Annotated in this window: 13 protein-coding genes and 2 pseudogenes; 12 read left to right on the plus strand and 3 right to left on the minus strand. The window is 62.6% G+C overall.

Features of this window, described 5'->3' with window-relative positions; genetic code table 11:
* Positions 1–81 precede the first annotated feature (81 nt).
* A complete protein-coding gene (gene gbcB / locus KW568_RS01480) occupies positions 82–1,182 on the plus strand; it encodes a glycine-betaine demethylase subunit GbcB (protein ID WP_003255691.1) in 1,101 nt (366 codons plus the stop codon).
* 108 nt (positions 1,183–1,290) lie between these two features.
* Here the strand turns inward: gbcB and KW568_RS30990 are convergent, their stop codons facing one another.
* Together KW568_RS30990 and KW568_RS30995 are read right to left on the minus strand one after the other, a co-directional pair.
* Entirely contained in the window at positions 1,291–2,163 is an 873-nt protein-coding gene (locus KW568_RS30990) for a methyl-accepting chemotaxis protein (protein ID WP_404943662.1), read from the minus strand.
* Positions 2,146–2,916, minus strand: a pseudogene (locus KW568_RS30995) (MCP four helix bundle domain-containing protein); the annotation flags it as partial. The pseudogene KW568_RS30995 and the gene KW568_RS30990, both read right to left, overlap by 18 nt.
* A 266-nt stretch (positions 2,917–3,182) precedes the next feature.
* On the opposite strand from KW568_RS30995, the gene KW568_RS01490 reads away from it, so the two are divergent.
* From KW568_RS01490 to KW568_RS31005, 4 genes and pseudogenes are all read left to right on the plus strand, one after another.
* On the plus strand, positions 3,183–3,413 hold the full coding sequence (locus KW568_RS01490; RefSeq protein ID WP_003255686.1) for a hypothetical protein: 231 nt from the start codon (positions 3,183–3,185) through the stop codon (positions 3,411–3,413).
* Positions 3,410–3,712 carry a cell division protein ZapA gene (locus tag KW568_RS01495; protein WP_003255684.1) on the plus strand — a complete coding sequence of 101 codons (303 nt, stop codon included), beginning with the start codon at positions 3,410–3,412 and terminating at the stop codon, positions 3,710–3,712. Before KW568_RS01490 ends, KW568_RS01495 begins: the two co-directional genes overlap by 4 nt.
* Positions 3,713–4,112: 400 nt before the next feature.
* Positions 4,113–5,141, plus strand: a pseudogene (gene mcpH / locus KW568_RS31000) (methyl-accepting chemotaxis protein McpH); the annotation flags it as partial.
* Between the two features lie 135 nt (positions 5,142–5,276).
* Complete coding sequence (locus tag KW568_RS31005) at positions 5,277–6,005, plus strand: methyl-accepting chemotaxis protein (RefSeq protein ID WP_407473313.1); 729 nt, start codon at positions 5,277–5,279, stop codon at positions 6,003–6,005.
* 34 nt (positions 6,006–6,039) lie between these two features.
* Here KW568_RS31005 and KW568_RS01510 read toward each other — a convergent pair whose 3' ends face one another.
* Complete coding sequence (locus tag KW568_RS01510; RefSeq protein ID WP_003255682.1) at positions 6,040–7,080, minus strand: low specificity L-threonine aldolase; 1,041 nt, start codon at positions 7,078–7,080, stop codon at positions 6,040–6,042.
* Between the two features lie 338 nt (positions 7,081–7,418).
* Here KW568_RS01510 and KW568_RS01515 point away from each other — a divergent pair, with 338 nt between their 5' ends.
* The 7 genes from KW568_RS01515 to fdhA all read left to right on the plus strand — a co-directional run bounded on the left by KW568_RS01515 (position 7,419) and on the right by fdhA (position 16,371).
* Positions 7,419–8,672: a serine hydroxymethyltransferase gene (locus KW568_RS01515; protein WP_003255681.1), complete on the plus strand. Its 1,254-nt coding sequence runs from the start codon at positions 7,419–7,421 to the stop codon at positions 8,670–8,672.
* A gap of 15 nt (positions 8,673–8,687) precedes the next feature.
* The gene (locus KW568_RS01520) at positions 8,688–9,938 is read left to right on the plus strand and encodes a sarcosine oxidase subunit beta family protein (RefSeq protein ID WP_003255680.1); all 1,251 of its coding nucleotides are present in this window, start codon (positions 8,688–8,690) and stop codon (positions 9,936–9,938) included.
* 14 nt (positions 9,939–9,952) lie between these two features.
* Complete coding sequence (locus tag KW568_RS01525; protein ID WP_003255679.1) at positions 9,953–10,288, plus strand: sarcosine oxidase subunit delta; 336 nt, start codon at positions 9,953–9,955, stop codon at positions 10,286–10,288.
* The gene (locus KW568_RS01530; protein ID WP_003255678.1) at positions 10,285–13,299 is read left to right on the plus strand and encodes a sarcosine oxidase subunit alpha; all 3,015 of its coding nucleotides are present in this window, start codon (positions 10,285–10,287) and stop codon (positions 13,297–13,299) included. The genes KW568_RS01525 and KW568_RS01530 overlap by 4 nt, the downstream gene beginning before the upstream one ends.
* Before the next feature lie 74 nt (positions 13,300–13,373).
* The gene (locus KW568_RS01535; RefSeq protein ID WP_004576359.1) at positions 13,374–14,006 is read left to right on the plus strand and encodes a sarcosine oxidase subunit gamma; all 633 of its coding nucleotides are present in this window, start codon (positions 13,374–13,376) and stop codon (positions 14,004–14,006) included.
* Positions 14,007–14,017: 11 nt separating this feature from the next.
* The gene (gene purU, locus KW568_RS01540; RefSeq protein WP_003255675.1) at positions 14,018–14,875 is read left to right on the plus strand and encodes a formyltetrahydrofolate deformylase; all 858 of its coding nucleotides are present in this window, start codon (positions 14,018–14,020) and stop codon (positions 14,873–14,875) included.
* Between the two features lie 296 nt (positions 14,876–15,171).
* Complete coding sequence (gene fdhA, locus KW568_RS01545; RefSeq protein ID WP_003255673.1) at positions 15,172–16,371, plus strand: formaldehyde dehydrogenase, glutathione-independent; 1,200 nt, start codon at positions 15,172–15,174, stop codon at positions 16,369–16,371.
* Positions 16,372–16,490: the final 119 nt, after the last annotated feature.

Genomic DNA, 16,490 nt, shown 5'->3' on the forward strand with positions numbered 1-16,490 from the left:
GCTGGCAGGAATGTACGTCGCTCTCAGCTTGCGCATTATCCAAGCCATATAAAGCCCGATAGTCGGCCGCTGGAGATGAACATGTCCGATACCTTCCTCAATCCGGTCACTACCCAGACCTGGGCCAACGGCCGCCACATCGTGCGCTGCGTCAAGGTCATCCAGGAGACCTGGGACGTGCGCACCTTCTGCTTCATGGCCGACCAGCCGATCATGTTCTTCTTCAAGCCAGGGCAGTTCGTCACCCTGGAGCTGGAGATCGAAGGCAAGCCCGTGATGCGCTCCTACACCATCTCCAGTTCGCCGTCAGTGCCCTACAGCTTCTCGATCACCGTCAAGCGTGTGCCGGGTGGCCTGGTGTCGAACTTCCTGCACGACACCATGCACGAAGGCGCCGAGCTGCCGGTGCACGGCCCGGTGGGGCTGTTCAACGCCATCGACTTCCCTGCTGGCAAGGTGCTGTACCTGTCGGGCGGCGTCGGTATTACCCCAGTGATGTCGATGGCGCGCTGGTTCTACGACACCAATGCCAACGTCGACATGGTGTTCGTCCACAGCGCCCGTTCGCCGAAAGACATCATTTACCACCGCGAGCTGGAACAGATGGCGTCGCGCATCCCCAACTTCAGCCTGCACATCATTTGCGAAAAGCATGGCCTGGGCGAGCCGTGGGCGGGTTACCGCGGTTACCTGAACCAGCGGCTGATGGAACTGATTGCGCCGGACTACATGGAGCGCGTTGTGTTCTGCTGCGGCCCGACGCCGTACATGACGGCGGTCAAGCGCATGCTTGAAGCGGTCGGCTTCGACATGAAGAATTATCACGAGGAGTCGTTCGGCGCGACGCCGGCGGAAGCCAAAGCCGACGCCGTGGAGCACGCCGAGCAGGCGGCCGATGCACCTGAGCTGGACGTTTCCGACCTCAATCTGGTGGAGTTCATCGGCAGCGAGAAGAGCATCCGCATCGCCCCGGGCGAGACCGTGCATGCGGCCGCGGCCAAGGTCGGCCTGATGATCCCGAAAGCCTGTGGCATGGGCATTTGCGGGACGTGCAAAGTGCTCAAGCTGGGCGGCGAAGTAGAGATGGAGCACAACGGCGGCATCACCGAAGATGACGAGGCCGAGGGCTACATCCTGTCGTGCTGCAGTGTGCCGAAAGGGGATGTGCGGATCGATTACTGATCCAGTGGCCAGTCTGGATTCGTCGCGGGCACGCCCGCTCCCACAGGGCCATCGCTATCTTCAGGACTGCGGTGAACCTTGTGGGAGCGGGCGTGCCCGCGAATGCTTCTAGGTGCGGAACCGGGCTACCAGGCCATTGAGGTCTACCGCCAGACGCGACAGCTCGGCACTCGCCGCACTGGTCTGATGCGCACCGGTAGCACTCTGCACCGACAGGTCATTGATGTTCACCAGGTTGCGGTCCACTTCCCGCGCCACCTGGGCCTGCTCTTCCGCCGCACTGGCAATCACCAGGTTGCGCTCGTTGATCTGCGCCACCGCACCGGCGATGGTGTCCAGTGCCATGCCCGCGCCACGGGCGATGTTCAGTGTCGACTCCGCGCGCTCGGTGCTGGTGCGCATCGATTCTACCGCCTCTTCCGTACCGCCCTGGATGCTGCCGATCATGCGCTCGATTTCGCTGGTCGACTGTTGTGTGCGATGGGCCAATGCCCGCACTTCATCGGCGACCACGGCAAAACCACGGCCTGCTTCACCGGCCCGCGCGGCTTCGATGGCTGCGTTGAGCGCCAGCAGGTTGGTCTGGTCGGCCAGGCCACGGATCACGTCGAGCACCTTGCCAATGTCGCGCGACTGTTCGGCCAGGTGAGTAATCAGCTTGGCGGTGGCCTGCACATCACCGCTCATGCGCTCGATTGCACCCACGGTTTCCATCACCAGGTCACGACCATCGCCGGTGGAGCGGCTGGCTTCACTGGACGCTTCTGATGTGCTTACGGCATTGCGCGCCACTTCTTCCACTGCGCTGGTCATTTCGGTGACAGCAGTGGCGGCCTGTTCAATCTCATTGTTCTGCTGCTGCAGGCCACGGGCACTTTCGTCGGTGACGGCATTCAACTCTTCTGCCGCCGAGGCCAGCTGGGTGGCGGAGCCGGCGATCTGCTGCAAGGTATCGCGCAACTTGTCCTGCATGCGCGCCATGGCGCGCAACAGCCGGGCGGCTTCGTCGGTGCCCTCTGCGCGGATGACGTGGGTCAGGTCGCCGTCGGCGACTTGCTCGGCGCATTTGAGTGCTTCTTCGATCGGCTTGACGATACTGCGGGTCAGCAGGAAAGCACAGGCGAAGGTCAGTACGGTGGCGGCAACCAGCAGGCCGATCACCAGGGCGAAAGCGCCGGCATACTGGTTGGCGGCTTTTTCGTTGGTGGCGCGAGTCTGGTCAGTGTTGATGCGTACCAAGGTGTCCATGACCTTGTTGATCTGCTCGGAGTTGGCCAGCAGGTCGCGGTTGAGCAGGTCACGCAATTCGTCCAGGCGATCGGCCTGGCTCAGTGTGCGCATGCGCGATTCCAGCTGGCGGTACTGGTTGAGCAACTGACCGTACTGGTCGAATGCTGCCTGTTCGTCGGCGGCGACGATCATTGGCAGGTAGGCCTGGCGTGCGCGGTCGATCTGGCTGTTGCGCTGGTCCAGCAGATCGAGGGTATCGCGTTGGGTTGCCGGCTCGCGGTTGAGCAGCAGGCGGTAGGAAAGCGTGCGCATGCGCAGGTTCAGCGCGGTGAGTTCGTCGAGGATCTTGATGCTGGGCACGCTGACTTGCTCGATGGCAACGCCCGCCTGGCGGATGTTGCCCATTTGTACCAGGGAGAAGATACCAAGGCCGAGCATCAGCAGGCCGATGAGCGCGAAGCCGAGAAGCGCGCGCGGTGCGATATTCATGTTGCGTAGGGACATGGAGAGCAGGATCCAGGCAAGTGGGGAAAGAGCGACAAAACATGACTTGCCGGGCTATCGGTCGTGACTGGTTAGTCTTGAATGGGACCGGGGAAAATTGTGCAACCGCGAACCTTTTCCTGACCGGCGGTTGATCCAGGTCGGAACAAGGGGTCGATTACCCTGTCAATCTGCGGGTCAGACACCTTATGAATCCGATATTTAATGGCGATGGGCCGCACTTTTCTTTATCGTGTGCGCCCCTCGCAACAACCTGAGATAGACCCATGCTGGAAGCTTCCCTGAATCAAATCGAGCAACTGGTCAGCGACCTGATGCAGAAAAACGCTCAACTCATCGAGCAGAACACCGCCCTTGGCCAGGAACTGGCCCAGGCCAAGGAAGAGAACGAAACCCTGCAGCTGTCGCTGATGGAACAGGAAGAGAAGAACGGCGCTACCGCAGCACGCATCCAGGCCCTGGTCGAGCGCGCCAGCGCGGGCGTTGTTGGCGCATGAGACTGCAAGAGCAGCCGATCAATGTCGTGTCGATTCTCGGCATCGACTATTCGATCAAGGCGCCCGAAGGCCAGGAAGAAACCCTGGCCCAGGCGGTACGGATGCTCAACAAAGCCCTTAACGAGACCAAGCGTCAGTACCCGACCTTGATCGGTGACAAACTGCTGGTGCTGGCTGCCCTTAACCTGTGCTCCAAACAGGTTGAACTGCAGAAAGAGCATCAGCAGACCCTTGCGCGAACTCAAGCGCAGATCGACGCCACGGTGGATGCCATCGTGCGGACCATTGCAGAGCAATAAGACCGCACACCTTCCCCTGTAGGAGCGGGTTCACCCGCGAATGCGTCAGTGGCTTCAACACCGCATTCGCGGGTAAACCCGCTCCTACAGGCATCATCAGACCCTTGCGCGAACTCAAGCGCAGATCGACGCCACGGTGGATGCCATCGTGCGGACCATCGCTGAGCAATAAGGCCGTATACCGTCCCCCCCGTAGGAGCGGGTTCACCCGCGAATGCGTCAGTGGCTTCAACACCGCATTCGCGGGTAAACCCGCTCCTACAGGGTGCATCTGATTGCTTCAGATCACTGGATTAACTGGATACGCAAGTGTATACACTTTCCGCAAAACAATAATGTGCGGGGGAGTAGGGGCATGCGTATCTGGCGTAAGAGCATCCAGTTGCAATTGATCACCAGCATGGGCGCTGCCTTGCTGGCGAGCATCCTGGTGGTGGTCATTATCTTCACCGTGGCGCTCAACCGCCTCACCGACCGCTACCTGGTCGACACTGCCCTGCCAGCCAGCATCGAAGCCATCCGCAACGACATCGAGCGCATGCTGGGCCAACCGTTGGTCGCTGCCGCGGACATTGCCGGTAACACCCTGCTGCGCGACTGGCTTGCTGCCGGTGAAGATCCCGCGCAGGCGCCCCAATTCATCGAATACCTGACCGCCGCCAAACAGCGCAACCACGCCTTTACTACGCTGTTCGCCTCGACTGAAACCGGCCACTACTACAACGAGAACGGCCTGGACCGCACCCTCAGCCGCAGCAACCCCAAGGACAAGTGGTTTTACGGTTACATCGACAGCGGCGCCGAGCGTTTCATCAACATCGACATCGATGGTGCCACCGGCGAACTGGCTCTGTTCATCGACTATCGCGTGGAAAAGGAAGGCAAGCTGGTGGGTGTGGCCGGCATGGGCTTGCGCATGACCGAATTATCGAAGCTGATCCACGACTTCAGCTTTGGCGAGCACGGCAAGGTGTTCCTGGTGCGCAACGATGGCCTGATCCAGGTGCATCCCGATGCTGCCTTCAGTGGCAAGCGCCAGCTTGCCGAACAGCTTGGCGCGGACGCAGCCAAAGGCGTCATGACCGGAGGCGAGAGCCTGCGTAGCAGCCGCTTCAGCCGTGACGGTGAGCGGTACCTGGCGCTGGGCCTGCCGCTGCGCGACCTCAACTGGACCCTTGTGGCCGAAGTGCCAGAGTCGGAAATTTACGCGCAAATGCATCAGGCCGTCTGGCTGACCAGCCTGATCGGTGGCGCCGTCGCGTTGGTGTCGCTGCTGTTGGTGGTACTGCTGGCGCGTGGCCTGGTGCGGCCGATCCGCCGCGTTACCGCCGCATTGGTTCAGATTGGCGGGGGAGCGGGTGATCTCAGCCATCGGCTGGACGATTCGCGTCAGGATGAGCTGGGTGACCTGGCCCGTGGTTTCAACCGCTTCCTGGACAGCCAACGCAGCCTGATCGGCGAGGTGTTGAGTACCTCCGAGCGGCTGCGGCGGGCCGTGGAGCAGGTAACCCAGGTGGTGGACAATACCGCTGAGCGCTCCGGGCGCCAGCAGGAGATGACCGAGATGGTCGCCACTGCTGTACACGAGATGGGCCTGACCGTGCAGGACATCGCCCGCAATGCCGGCGATGCGGCCCAGGCGTCGCAGTCGGCACGAGACGAGGCGTTGCAGGCCCGCGAGGTGGTGCAACGATCCATTCGTGGCATCGAGGGCATGTCGGGCGACATCGGCAAGGCGGCCGATGCGGTCAGCCAGCTGGCCGACGAAGTCGCCTCGGTCGATGAAGTGCTCGCGGTAATCCGCAGCATTTCAGAGCAGACCAACCTGCTCGCGTTGAACGCTGCCATCGAGGCCGCGCGGGCAGGGGAGATGGGGCGCGGGTTCGCTGTGGTGGCCGATGAAGTACGTACGCTGGCCCGGCGCACACAGCTGTCCACCGATGAAGTGCAGCAGATGATCCAGCGCCTGAAGCTGGGTGCAGGTTCGGCGGTGAGTTCAATGCAGGCAGGGCAGCAGGCGACCGGCAGTGGCGTGGAATCGAGCCAGCGCACCGGGGCATCGCTGAGCGCGATTACCGACCAGGTAGAGCACATCAGTGACATGAACCACCAGGTGGCCACGGCTACCGAGGAGCAGTCGGCGGTGACCGAGGAAATCAACCGGACGGTGCAGGGGATTTCCGATTTGGCGCGTGAGACGGCGGCGGAGGTGCAAGGGTGCCGCGAGGAGTGTCAGGCGTTGCGTGGGTTGGCTGATGACCTGGCGCGGCAGATGGGTGGGTTCAGGCTCTAGATTGCGGGGGCCGCAAGGCGGCCCCGGCTCTCGCTCAGCCACCAATGATCGCGCGGATATCCGCCGCCAGCTCACGCACCCGCGCTTCTTCGGTATCCCACGAGCACATGAAGCGCGCGCCACCGCTGCCGATAAAGGTATAGAAGCGCCAGCCCTTGCCCCGCAGCGCCTCGATGGCGTGCTCCGGCATCTGCAGGAACACCCCGTTGGCCTCCACCGGGAACATCAGCTCTACCCCCGGCAGGTCACTGACCAACGATGCCAGCAGCTGCGCGCAATGATTGGCGTGGTTGCCATGGCGTAACCAGGCGCCACCTTCCAGCAGCCCGACCCATGGCGCCGACAAGAAGCGCATTTTCGACGCCAGTTGCCCGGCCTGCTTGCAGCGATAATCGAAGTCTTCGGCCAGCTGGCGGTTGAAGAACAGAATCGCCTCGCCCACCGCCATGCCGTTTTTGGTGCCGCCAAAGCACAGCACATCCACACCGGCCTTCCAGGTCAGTTCGGCCGGGCTGCAGCCCAGGAACGCACAGGCATTGGTAAAGCGTGCGCCGTCCATGTGCAGGTTCAGGCCCAGCTCCTTGCAGGTGGCGCTGATCGCCTTCAGCTCGTCGGGGCGGTACACCGTGCCGACTTCGGTGGCCTGGGTAATGGTCACCACGCGCGGCTTGGGGTAGTGGATATCCTGGCGTTTGAGCGCCACTTCACGAATAGACTGTGGCGTCAGCTTGCCGTTGACGCTGGCCGCTGTCAGCAGCTTGGAGCCGTTGGAGAAAAACTCCGGCGCACCGCATTCGTCGGTTTCGACGTGGGCGGTCTCGGAGCAGATCACGCTGTGATAGCTCTGGCACAGCGACGCCAGCGCCAGGGAGTTGGCAGCGGTGCCGTTGAAAGCGAAGAACACTTCGCAGTCGGTTTCGAACAGCTTGCGGAAGTACTCCGATGCACGCTCGGTCCACTGGTCGTCGCCGTAGGCGCGGTCGTGGCCGTGGTTGGCTTTTTCCATCGCCGCCCAGGCTTCGGGGCAGATGCCGGAATAGTTGTCGCTGGCGAATTGTTGGCTCTTGTCTGTCATGGCACGGTCCTGTGAACGACGCAGATCAGCACTCTAAACCATCGATTCAGCACTTGCCTATACAACCCGTGCATCGGCTGATTTCTGTGTTGTCCGGGCTGGCCCTTTCGCGGGTGAACCCGCTCCCACAGGGCGTCGTAAGCCTTCAGAGCGCCGCCGTACCTGTAGGAGCGGGTTCACCCGCGAAAGGGCCAGCACAAACAGCACAACAGCGAATGTCGTAAACGCGCCATTGCAAGGCGTGCGCAGGCATCTGACCCGGCCCCGCCAGTCATAACATCGCCACAAAGGGCCACAGTGCCCCACGACAAAAAACGATCGCTGCCGGGAGATACACAATGTTCAGCAAGCAAGACCAGATCCAGGGTTACGACGATGCACTGCTGGCGGCGATGAATGCCGAAGAACAGCGCCAGGAAGATCACATCGAGCTGATCGCCTCGGAGAACTACACCAGCAAGCGCGTCATGCAGGCCCAAGGCAGCGGCCTGACCAACAAGTACGCCGAAGGCTACCCTGGCAAGCGTTACTACGGTGGCTGCGAGCACGTAGACAAGGTAGAAGCCTTGGCCATCGAGCGCGCCAAGCAGCTGTTCGGTGCCGATTACGCAAACGTCCAGCCACACTCCGGCTCGTCGGCCAACGGCGCCGTCTACCTGGCCCTGCTGCAAGCCGGTGACACCATCCTGGGCATGAGCCTGGCCCACGGTGGCCACCTGACCCACGGCGCCAAAGTGTCGTCCTCGGGCAAGCTGTACAACGCTGTCCAGTACGGCATCGACACCAACACCGGCCTGATCGACTATGACGAAGTCGAGCGCCTGGCGGTCGAGCACAAGCCGAAAATGATCGTTGCCGGTTTCTCGGCCTACTCCAAGACCCTCGACTTCCCACGCTTCCGCGCCATCGCCGACAAAGTGGGCGCACTGCTGTTCGTCGACATGGCCCACGTTGCCGGCCTGGTTGCCGCTGGCCTGTACCCGAACCCGATCCCGTTCGCCGATGTGGTCACCACCACCACCCACAAGACCCTGCGCGGTCCGCGTGGCGGCCTGATCCTGGCCAAGTCGAACGAAGAGATCGAGAAAAAGCTGAACGCCGCTGTATTCCCGGGTGCCCAGGGTGGCCCGCTGATGCACGTGATCGCTGCCAAGGCGGTGTGCTTCAAGGAAGCGCTGGAGCCTGGATTCAAGGCCTACCAGCAGCAAGTGATCGAAAACGCCCAGGCCATGGCCCAGGTGTTCATCGACCGTGGCTACGATGTGGTTTCCGGTGGCACCGACAACCACCTGTTCCTGGTCAGCCTGATCCGTCAGGGCCTGACTGGCAAAGACGCCGACGCCGCCCTGGGTCGTGCGCATATCACCGTCAACAAGAACGCCGTGCCGAACGACCCGCAGTCGCCGTTCGTCACGTCGGGCCTGCGTATCGGCACCCCGGCCGTCACCACCCGCGGCTTCAAGGTCGCCCAGTGCGTGGCCCTGGCTGGCTGGATTTGCGACATCCTCGACAACCTCGGTGACGCAGACGTCGAAGCCGATGTGGCGAAGAACGTCGCGGCCCTGTGCGCAGATTTCCCTGTCTACCGCTGAGTGGAGTCACACACCATGCAACGTTACTCGGGCTTCGGCCTTTTCAAGCACTCCCTCAGCCACCACGAAAACTGGCAGCGCATGTGGCGCACGCCAACCCCTAAAAAGGTTTACGACGTGGTCATTGTCGGCGGTGGCGGTCATGGCCTGGCCACGGCCTACTACCTGGCCAAAGAGCACGGCATCACCAACGTTGCCGTGATCGAGAAGGGCTACCTGGGCGGCGGCAACACCGCCCGTAACACCACCATCGTGCGTTCCAACTACCTGTGGGACGAGTCGGCGCACCTGTACGAGCACGCCATGAAGCTGTGGGAGGGCCTGTCCCAGGACCTGAACTACAACGTGATGTTCTCCCAGCGCGGCGTTTACAACCTGTGCCACACCCTGCAGGACATGCGTGACTCCGAGCGTCGGGTCAGCGCCAACCGCCTCAACGGCGTGGATGGCGAGCTGCTGAACACCGCCCAGGTTGCGGCCGAAATCCCGTACCTGGACTGCTCGAAGAACACCCGCTACCCGATCCTCGGCGCCACCGTACAGCGCCGTGGCGGCGTTGCCCGTCACGATGCCGTGGCCTGGGGCTTCGCCCGCGCTGCCGACGCCCTGGGCGTCGACCTGATCCAGCAAACCGAAGTGATCGGCTTCCGCAAGGAAAACGGCGCGGTCATCGGTGTTGAAACCAACAAAGGCTTCATCGGCGCCAAGCGCGTCGGCGTGGTCACCGCCGGTAACTCCGGGCACATGGCCAAGCTGGCCGGCTTCCGCCTGCCGCTGGAATCGCACCCGCTGCAAGCGCTGGTATCCGAGCCGATCAAGCCGATCATCGACAGCGTGATCATGTCCAACGCCGTACACGGCTACATCAGCCAGTCCGACAAGGGCGACCTGGTGATCGGTGCCGGTATCGACGGCTGGGTCGGCTACGGCCAGCGCGGTTCGTACCCGGTGATCGAGCACACCCTGCAGGCCATCGTCGAGATGTTCCCCAACCTTTCGCGTGTTCGCATGAACCGCCAGTGGGGCGGCATCGTAGACACCTCGCCGGACGCCTGCCCGATCATCACCAAAACCCCGGTCAAGAACATGTTCTTCAACTGCGGTTGGGGTACTGGCGGCTTCAAGGCGACCCCCGGTTCGGGCAACGTCTTCGCCGCGAGCCTGGCCAAGGGCGAAATGCACCCACTGGCCGCGCCGTTCTCCATGGACCGTTTCTACAACGGCGCACTGATCGACGAACACGGCGCCGCCGCCGTCGCCCACTAACCGGAGACACCGTCATGTTGCATATTTTCTGTCCCCACTGCGGCGAGCTGCGCTCCGAAGAAGAGTTCCACGCCTCTGGCCAGGCACACATCGCCCGCCCGCTGGACCCTAACGCCTGCTCCGACGAGGAGTGGGGTACCTACATGTTCTACCGTGACAACCCACGCGGTATTCACCATGAACTGTGGGACCACGTTGCCGGCTGCCGCCAGTACTTCAACGTCACCCGTGACACCGTGACCTACGAAATTCTGGAAACCTACAAGATTGGCGAGAAGCCGCAAGTGACCGCCAATGGCAAAGCCGCCAGCGCCACGTCGACCGTCAAAGGCCAAGGGGAAAAAGTATGAGCCAGACCTATCGCCTCGCCAGCGGCGGCCGTATCGACCGCAGCAAGGTCCTGAACTTCACCTTCAACGGCAAGACCTACCAGGGTTATGCCGGTGACAGCCTGGCCGCCGCGTTGCTGGCCAACGGCGTCGACATTGTCGGCCGTAGCTTCAAGTACTCGCGCCCGCGCGGCATCATCGCCGCCGGTACCGAAGAGCCGAACGCCATCCTGCAGATCGGCTCCAGCGAAGCTACCCAGATCCCCAACGTGCGCGCCACCCAGCAGGCACTGTACGCGGGCCTTGTCGCCACCAGCACCAACGGCTGGCCGAACGTCAACAACGACGTCATGGGCATCCTCGGCAAGGTAGGCGGCAGCATGATGCCGCCGGGCTTCTACTACAAAACCTTCATGTACCCCAAATCGTTCTGGATGACTTACGAGAAGTACATCCGTAAAGCCGCCGGCCTGGGCCGTGCACCGCTGCAGAACGATCCAGACAGCTACGACTACATGAACCGGCACTGCGACGTGCTGATCGTCGGCGCCGGCCCTGCTGGCCTGGCTGCTGCACTGGCCGCTGCGCGCAGCGGTGCCCGCGTGATCCTGGCTGACGAGCAGGAAGAGTTCGGCGGCAGCCTGCTCGACACCCGCGAAACCCTCGACGGCAAGCCTGCTGCCGAGTGGGTCAACGCCGTGGTCAAAGAGCTGGAAGGCCTGCCGGAAGTGACCCTGCTGCCACGTGCCACGGTCAACGGCTACCACGACCATAACTTCCTGACCATTCACGAGCGCCTCACCGACCACCTCGGCGACCGCGCCCCGATCGGCCAGGTTCGCCACCGCGTGCACCGCGTTCGCGCCAAGCGCGTGGTACTGGCTGCCGGCGCCCATGAGCGCCCGCTGGTGTACGGCAACAACGACGTGCCGGGCAACATGCTGGCCGGTGCTGTTTCCACCTATGTTCGCCGCTATGGCGTGGCGCCGGGTCGCAAGTTGGTACTGTCGACCAACAACGACCACGCTTATCGCGCCGCGCTGGACTGGCACGACGCAGGCCTGCAAGTGGTCGCCATCGCCGACGCCCGCCACAACCCACGTGGCTCGCTGGTTGAAGAAGCGCGTGCCAAAGGCATTCGCATCCTCACCTCCAGCGCCGTGGTCGAGGCCAAAGGCAGCAAGCACGTCACCGGCGCCCGTGTGGCGGCGATTGATGTGCAGGCACACAAAGTCACCAGCCCAGGCGAAGTCCTCGAGTGCGACCTGATCGCGTCCTCGGGCGGTTACAGCCCGATCGTGCACCTGGCTTCGCACTTGGGCGGTCGCCCGGTATGGCGTGACGATATCCTTGGCTTCGTGCCGGGCGATGCGCCGCAGAAGCGTGAGTGCGTCGGTGGTATCAACGGCGTGTATGCCTTGGGCGATGTGATTGCCGATGGCTTCGAAGGCGGCGTCCGCGCAGCCACCGAGGCCGGTTTCAAGGCCACTGTCGGCACCCTGCCAAAAACCGTGGCGCGCAAGGAAGAGGCCACCGTGGCACTGTTCCTGGTACCGCACGACAAAGGCACCAAGGGGCCGAAGCAGTTCGTCGACCAGCAGAACGACGTGACCGCAGCCGGTATCGAGTTGGCCACCCGTGAAGGCTTCGAGTCGGTCGAGCACGTCAAGCGCTACACCGCGCTGGGCTTCGGTACCGACCAGGGCAAACTGGGCAACATCAACGGCCTGGCCATCGCCGCCCGTTCGATCGGCATCACCATCCCGGAAATGGGTACCACCATGTTCCGCCCCAACTACACGCCGGTGACGTTCGGCGCGGTAGCGGGCCGTCACTGTGGTCACCTGTTCGAGCCTGTGCGCTTCACTGCCCTGCATGCCTGGCACGTGAAGAACGGCGCCGAGTTCGAAGACGTCGGCCAGTGGAAGCGCCCGTGGTACTTCCCGAAAGCCGGCGAAGACATCCATGCTGCCGTCACGCGTGAATGCAAGGCCGTGCGCGACAGCGTGGGCCTGCTGGACGCCTCGACCCTGGGCAAGATCGACATCCAGGGCCCGGACGCGCGCGAATTCCTCAACCGCATCTACACCAACGCCTGGACCAAGCTCGACGTGGGCAAGGCCCGCTACGGCCTGATGTGCAAGGAAGACGGCATGGTCTTCGACGACGGCGTAACCGCCTGCGTCGGCGACAACCACTTCATCATGACCACCACCACCGGCGGCGCTGCCCGCGTGCTGCAGTGGATGGAGCTGTATCACCAGACCGAATGGCCAGAACTGAAGGTGTACTTCACTTCGGTCACCGACCACTGGGCCACCATGACCCTGTCCGGCCCTAACAGCCGCAAGCTGCTGAGCGAGCTGACCGACATCGACATGGACAAGGAAGCCTTCCCGTTCATGACCTGGAAGGAAGGCAACGTCGGTGGCGTGCCGGCCCGCGTGTTCCGTATCTCGTTCACCGGCGAGCTGTCGTACGAAGTGAACGTGCAGGCCAACTACGCCATGGGCGTGCTGGAACAGATCATCGAGGCCGGCAAGAAGTACAACCTGACCCCGTACGGCACCGAGACCATGCACGTACTGCGTGCAGAGAAGGGCTTCATCATCGTGGGCCAGGACACCGATGGTTCGATGAACCCGGACGACCTGAACATGAGCTGGTGCGTTGGCCGCAACAAGCCGTTCTCGTGGATCGGCCTGCGTGGCATGAACCGCGAAGACTGCGTACGTGAGAACCGCAAGCAGCTGGTGGGCCTGAAACCGGTCGACCCGACCAAGTGGCTGCCGGAAGGCGCCCAACTGGTGTTCGACCCGAAACAGCCGATCCCGATGGACATGGTCGGCCACGTCACCTCCAGCTACGCGTCCAACTCCCTGGGCTACTCGTTCGCCATGGGTGTGGTCAAAGGCGGCCTCAAGCGCATGGGCGAGCGTGTCTACTCGCCGCAGGCGGATGGCAGCGTGATCGAGGCGGAAATCGTGTCTTCGGTGTTCTTCGATCCGAAGGGTGAGCGGCAGAACGTCTAAGGCCCCGGATGGCGGCGCAGCCTGATTGCACGGCTGCGCTGCCCTGACGAACAAGAATTCAAGGCAGGTAAGAAATGAGCGCTATCAACGTCTTCCAGCAAAACCCCGGCGCCGAGGCCAAAGCCCAGTCGCCACTGCACCATGCCGACCTGGCCAGCCTGGTAGGCAAAGGCCGCAAGAACGCAGGCGTGACCCTGCGTGAACGCAAGTTCCTCGGTCACATCACCCTGCGTGGTGATGGCCACAACCCGGAATTCGCCGCTGGCGTGCACAAGGCCCTTGGCCTGGAGCTGCCCGTGGCGCTGACCGTGGTCGCCAACAAGGACATGTCGCTGCAATGGGTCGGCCCAGATGAGTGGCTGCTGATCGTACCCGGCGGCCAGGAGCTGGCAGCGGAGCAAAAGCTGCGCGCGGCCCTTGAAGGCCAGCACATTCAGGTCGTCAATGTCAGTGGCGGGCAAAGCCTGCTGGAACTGCGCGGCCCGAACGTGCGCGACGTGCTGATGAAGTCCACCAGCTATGATGTTCACCCGAACAACTTCCCGGTGGGCAAGGCCGTGGGCACCGTGTTCGCCAAGTCGCAACTGGTGATCCGCCGCACTGCAGAAGACACCTGGGAGCTGGTAATTCGCCGCAGCTTCGCCGATTACTGGTGGCTGTGGCTGCAGGACGCTTCTGCCGAATACGGCCTGAGCATCGAAGCCTAAGGAGCAAGAACATGAGTCGGGCACCGGATACCTGGATTCTCACCGCCGACTGCCCGAGCATGCTCGGCACCGTCGACGTGGTGACGCGTTACCTCTTCGAGCAGCGCTGCTACGTGACGGAGCACCACTCCTTCGATGACCGGCAGTCGGGACGCTTCTTCATTCGCGTCGAGTTCCGTCAGCCGGACGATTTCGACGAGGCGGGCTTCCGGGCCGGCCTCGCAGAGCGCAGCGAAGCGTTCGGCATGGCTTTCGAGCTGACCGCACCCAACCACCGCCCCAAGGTGGTGATCATGGTGTCCAAGGCTGACCATTGCCTGAATGACCTGCTGTATCGCCAGCGCATTGGCCAACTGGGTATGGATGTGGTGGCCGTGGTGTCGAACCATCCTGACCTAGAACCCTTGGCGCATTGGCACAAGATTCCTTATTACCACTTCGCCCTCGACCCCAAGGACAAGCCTGGGCAAGAGCGCAAGGTGCTGCAGGTGATCGAGGAGACCGGTGCCGAGCTGGTTATCCTTGCCCGCTATATGCAGGTACTGTCGCCCGAGCTTTGTCGCCGTCTGGATGGTTGGGCGATCAATATTCACCACTCGCTGTTGCCGGGTTTCAAAGGCGCCAAGCCTTATCACCAGGCCTACAACAAGGGCGTGAAAATGGTCGGTGCCACGGCGCACTACATCAACAACGACCTGGATGAAGGGCCGATCATTGCCCAGGGTGTCGAGGTGGTGGATCACAGCCACTATCCCGAAGACCTGATTGCCAAAGGGCGGGATATCGAATGCCTGACACTGGCGCGGGCGGTGGGGTATCACATCGAGCGGCGGGTGTTCCTGAACGCCAACCGGACTGTCGTTCTGTAATAACCGGTACCGGCCTCTTCGCGGCTAAAGCCGCGCCTACAGGTACTGGCCCTTGGATGGGTGCGGTCCCTGTAGGCGCGGCGTTAGCCGCGAAGAGGCCCGCACAAGCCGCCGCTCTGTTTGCCCACATTCCCCAACGACACTCCTGCCGCTAAAAGGCATCTCTCTGTCGCTCCCAGTCAGCGCAGATCTCCCCATCCGGCCCACAATTCCCTCATTCCAGAAACACATGCCGCCCACGGATGGCGGCGCGTTCAACCACCGCTGCATAAATAAAAATCAAGCGAGGTAAGAGCATGTCTGGCAATCGTGGAGTGGTGTATCTCGGCGCTGGCAAGGTCGAAGTACAGAAGATCGACTACCCGAAAATGCAGGACCCGCGCGGCAAGAAAATCGAACACGGCGTCATCCTGAAGGTGGTCTCCACCAACATCTGCGGTTCTGACCAGCACATGGTCCGTGGCCGCACCACTGCCCAGGTCGGCCTGGTCCTGGGTCACGAAATCACCGGTGAAATCGTCGAGAAGGGCCGCGATGTCGAGCGCATGCAGATCGGCGACCTGGTATCGGTCCCGTTCAACGTCGCCTGCGGCCGCTGCCGCTCCTGCAAAGAGATGCACACCGGTGTCTGCCTCACCGTCAACCCGGCCCGCGCCGGCGGTGCCTACGGCTACGTCGACATGGGCGACTGGACCGGTGGCCAGGCCGAATACGTGCTGGTGCCGTACGCCGACTTCAACCTGCTGAAGCTGCCTGAGCGCGATAAGGCCATGGAAAAGATCCGTGACCTGACCTGCCTGTCCGACATCCTGCCCACCGGCTACCACGGTGCCGTAACCGCTGGCGTCGGCCCAGGCAGCACTGTCTATGTTGCTGGTGCCGGCCCGGTCGGCCTGGCCGCCGCTGCCTCGGCGCGCCTTCTGGGCGCCGCCTGCGTGATCGTCGGTGACCTGAACCCGGCTCGCCTGGCCCACGCCAAGTCGCAGGGCTTCGAAGTGGTCGACCTGTCCAAGGACACCCCGCTGCACGAGCAGATCGTCGACATCCTCGGCGAGCCGGAAGTGGACTGCGCTGTCGACGCCGTCGGCTTCGAGGCCCGTGGTCACGGGCACGAAGGTGCCAAACACGAGGCCCCGGCCACCGTGTTGAACTCGCTGATGCAAGTGACCCGCGTGGCCGGCAACATCGGTATCCCGGGCCTGTATGTAACCGAAGACCCAGGCGCAGTGGATGCCGCTGCCAAGATCGGCGCGCTGAGCATCCGCTTCGGCCTGGGCTGGGCGAAATCGCACAGCTTCCACACCGGCCAGACCCCGACCATGAAGTACAACCGCCAGCTGATGCAGGCGATCATGTGGGACCGCATCAACATTGCTGAAGTGGTGGGTGTGCAGGTGATCAACCTGGATCAGGCGCCGGAAGGGTATGGCGAGTTTGATGCGGGTGTGCCTAAGAAGTTTGTGATTGACCCGCACAAGATGTGGGGCGCGGCATAACCGCTTGGAGTCAGATGAAACCCCTCTTTCGAGGGGTTTTTTCATCTCGTCTTACGGTAGAACGGCCATCGAAGGCTAAAGCCACGAGATTCTCTGGTCGACCTGTCAAGGCCGGTCGC

The organism is Pseudomonas sp. HD6515 (genome assembly GCF_024971855.1).
Taxonomy (GTDB): domain Bacteria; phylum Pseudomonadota; class Gammaproteobacteria; order Pseudomonadales; family Pseudomonadaceae; genus Aquipseudomonas; species Aquipseudomonas alloputida.

What these genes read in the sequence shown, in the direction of transcription:
- fdhA (WP_003255673.1), top strand. Translation starts at nt 15,172, where the DNA reads ATGTCTGGCAATCGTGGAGTGGTGTATCTCGGCGCTGGCAAGGTCGAA.
- KW568_RS01510 (WP_003255682.1), bottom strand. Translation starts at nt 7,080, where the DNA reads ATGACAGACAAGAGCCAACAATTCGCCAGCGACAACTATTCCGGCATC.
- KW568_RS30990 (WP_404943662.1), bottom strand. Translation starts at nt 2,163, where the DNA reads ATGGCGCGCATGCAGGACAAGTTGCGCGATACCTTGCAGCAGATCGCC.
- KW568_RS01495 (WP_003255684.1), top strand. Translation starts at nt 3,410, where the DNA reads ATGAGACTGCAAGAGCAGCCGATCAATGTCGTGTCGATTCTCGGCATC.
- KW568_RS01490 (WP_003255686.1), top strand. Translation starts at nt 3,183, where the DNA reads ATGCTGGAAGCTTCCCTGAATCAAATCGAGCAACTGGTCAGCGACCTG.
- KW568_RS01515 (WP_003255681.1), top strand. Translation starts at nt 7,419, where the DNA reads ATGTTCAGCAAGCAAGACCAGATCCAGGGTTACGACGATGCACTGCTG.
- KW568_RS01535 (WP_004576359.1), top strand. Translation starts at nt 13,374, where the DNA reads ATGAGCGCTATCAACGTCTTCCAGCAAAACCCCGGCGCCGAGGCCAAA.
- purU (WP_003255675.1), top strand. Translation starts at nt 14,018, where the DNA reads ATGAGTCGGGCACCGGATACCTGGATTCTCACCGCCGACTGCCCGAGC.
- KW568_RS01520 (WP_003255680.1), top strand. Translation starts at nt 8,688, where the DNA reads ATGCAACGTTACTCGGGCTTCGGCCTTTTCAAGCACTCCCTCAGCCAC.
- KW568_RS01525 (WP_003255679.1), top strand. Translation starts at nt 9,953, where the DNA reads ATGTTGCATATTTTCTGTCCCCACTGCGGCGAGCTGCGCTCCGAAGAA.
- gbcB (WP_003255691.1), top strand. Translation starts at nt 82, where the DNA reads ATGTCCGATACCTTCCTCAATCCGGTCACTACCCAGACCTGGGCCAAC.
- KW568_RS01530 (WP_003255678.1), top strand. Translation starts at nt 10,285, where the DNA reads ATGAGCCAGACCTATCGCCTCGCCAGCGGCGGCCGTATCGACCGCAGC.
- KW568_RS31005 (WP_407473313.1), top strand. Translation starts at nt 5,277, where the DNA reads ATGGTCGCCACTGCTGTACACGAGATGGGCCTGACCGTGCAGGACATC.